We start from the raw sequence: 2,448 nt of genomic DNA, 5'->3' as shown, positions 1-2,448 counted from the left end.
GGAAGGAGGGGATGGCCAAACTGATGGCCGGCCTGTTCATCGAAGGCGCTGGCCATTACGACAGCGGTGCCTTCCAGGTGAAGCTCGACCATGCCGGCGCCGAAATGAGTTTGGACGCGCAAAGCGACGACATCTACGGATCGATGTGCATGCTTTCCAAAAAGCAGGACGCGGCGTTCGGCCTGCTTCGGCTCGCGCTGAACGCGCCGCGCTTCGAGCAGGGGCCGATCGATCGCGTCCGCGCCGAGATTGTCTCCCGCATCGTCGGCAGCGAGCGCGACCCTAACGCCATCGCTCAGCGCAAATGGCTGCGCGCGATCTATGGCGCGCATCCTTGTTCAAGGCTGGGAGAAGGCACAAAAGAGAGCCTGCCCGGCATCACGCCGTCCGACCTCCGCGCCTTCCACCAGGCCATTTTCGCTCGCGACGGGCTCCATATTGCCGTGGTGGGTGACATTGACGCGAACACGTTGAGGGAAAGGCTTGACCAGCTGTTTGGTGATTTGCCTGAGCAACAAACCCTCGTCCCCGTCTACGATGTCGCGCCGAAACTCGGTCAACTGGTGGAGGAGAACTACGACCTGCCGCAGACTTCGCTGACGTTGGCCTGGCCTGGCGTGAAGCCTAGCGCGCCGGATTTCTACGCGGCCGTGCTGCTGAACGACATCCTTGGCGGCTCATACTTGACTTCCCGCCTTTACGAGGAGGTACGTCAAAAACGCGGCCTTGCCTATCACGTCAGCTCTGAACTAACCCTTGACTCGCTTCTGGTTACGACAGAGACACGCTCGGACTGCGCTGCCCAAACACTGAGCATCGTGCGAGATGTGGTAAAGCAGATGGCGCAGCAAGGACCGACCGGGGCCGAGCTCAAGGCGTCGAAGAAGCACCTGATCGGCGCCTATGCCATCGACCAACTGGGCTCGACCCGCTCGATTGCAGACCGGCTCCTGGATTTGCAGATTCACAAGGCCGACGTCGACTACAACCAGCGTCGCGCCCGCAGCATCGGTCGGGTGACGCTCAAACAGGTCAAGGCGGCGGCCAAAAAGCTGCTTTCGGCCGAGCCCGCCATTTTGGTGGTCGGCCCGCCGCTGGGCGGCAAGGATGAGTAAAGAAACTCATCTCACCTTCCTTCTTCATCGGGGCTTCTCGTGGGAAGAGCGAATGTGGAGGCCCGTGGGCCAAGCAGATCATGCAGACGCGCGGAGTCGTTTTCGCCGACCTTGCGCGGCATTGGCGGTCCGGCGGCCTCTCGCCGAAATGGCGCTCCTCAGCATGTATGCCGCCTTTTTGCAGAATTCAGTCGCATGCCACCAGCAGGCATGGTGGATGAAGCAAACATCCGACTGCTTAATCCATCAATTGATGAACCGCGGGCACTCAAACTAACGAAACTGCTGTCTTTTCATCGGGCTAGCGTGGTCTACCAGCTGCTTTGCCGAGGCCCTACGACGAACCCACTGGTGCAGAATACACACTGACGGCCTGTCGACCTGGATGTTCGCTGCGTTGAGGAGGAATCCGGTATTGCCCCTGTGCCTGCCGATGATCCGCCGTCTGAAATCCCCGCACCTGTTTGGAGCCATCGACCGCCTGCCGGCACTCGGCAGACCAGTTGGCAATAAGACGTTCGAGGTCGTCAATCCGTCGACCGGCGAAGTTTTGGCAGAGCTTCCCGATATGGGCGTGGAGGAGACACGTGCTGCGGTAGACAAGGCCTATGTTGCGCAGTCGGGATGGGCCGCGTTGACGGCCCGAGAACGTAGCGACGTTCTTTGGCGATGGCATCAGCTGATCATCGACCATGCAGGCGATCTCGCCGCGATTCTGACTGCGGAAATGGGCAAGCCGCTTGCCGAAGCCATTTCAGAGGTATCGCATGCGGCGGCGTATCTGCAATGGTATGCCGAGGAGGCCAATCGCGTCTATGGCGAGACGATCTCGGCACCCTCGACAGACCGCCGAATGCTAGTGATCAAGCAGCCCATCGGCGTTGTTGGCACGATCACGCCATGGAATTTCCCGGCCTCCATGGTGGCGCGCAAAATCTCGCCGGCCTTGGCTGCGGGCTGCACAATCGTGCTCAAGCCCGCTGAACAGACGCCGCTCGTGGCTGGCGCAATGTTCGCCCTCGCCCATCAGGCCGGCTTTCCCGATGGCGTGGTCAACCTGATCTATGCGTCCGAAGGTGATCGCGTGGGCCGTGAACTCTGCACCAATTCCAAGATTCGAAAGATCAGCTTCACCGGTTCGACCGAGGTCGGACGGCTGCTGATGCGTCAGTGCTCTGACCAGATCAAGAAGGTCAGCCTTGAACTCGGCGGCAATGCACCTTTCATCATCTTCGATGATGCCGACATTGACGGTGCTGTTGACGGTGCGGTCCAGGCGAAGTTCCGCAATGCCGGCCAGACCTGCGTTTCCGCGAACCGCATTTACGTCCAA

2 protein-coding genes are annotated in these 2,448 nt (G+C 60.3%); both read left to right on the top strand.

All coding sequences use genetic code 11. The features are described from left to right. On the top strand, positions 1 to 1,115 hold a 1,115-nt coding region (locus tag EOA22_RS30860), incomplete at its 5' end, for a pitrilysin family protein (protein WP_164756074.1). Between the two features lie 385 nt (positions 1,116 to 1,500). Continuing rightward, positions 1,501 to 2,448, top strand: a 948-nt coding sequence (locus tag EOA22_RS30855; RefSeq protein ID WP_245478727.1) for an aldehyde dehydrogenase family protein, incomplete at its 3' end; no start/stop codon positions are given.

The sequence above is a fragment of the Mesorhizobium sp. M7A.F.Ca.US.014.04.1.1 genome (assembly GCF_003998745.1).
In the GTDB taxonomy this organism is placed as follows: Bacteria; Pseudomonadota; Alphaproteobacteria; order Rhizobiales; family Rhizobiaceae; genus Mesorhizobium; species Mesorhizobium ciceri.
Note: the sequence above shows the minus strand (reverse complement) of the source record. Positions and strands in the feature narration are given on the sequence as shown.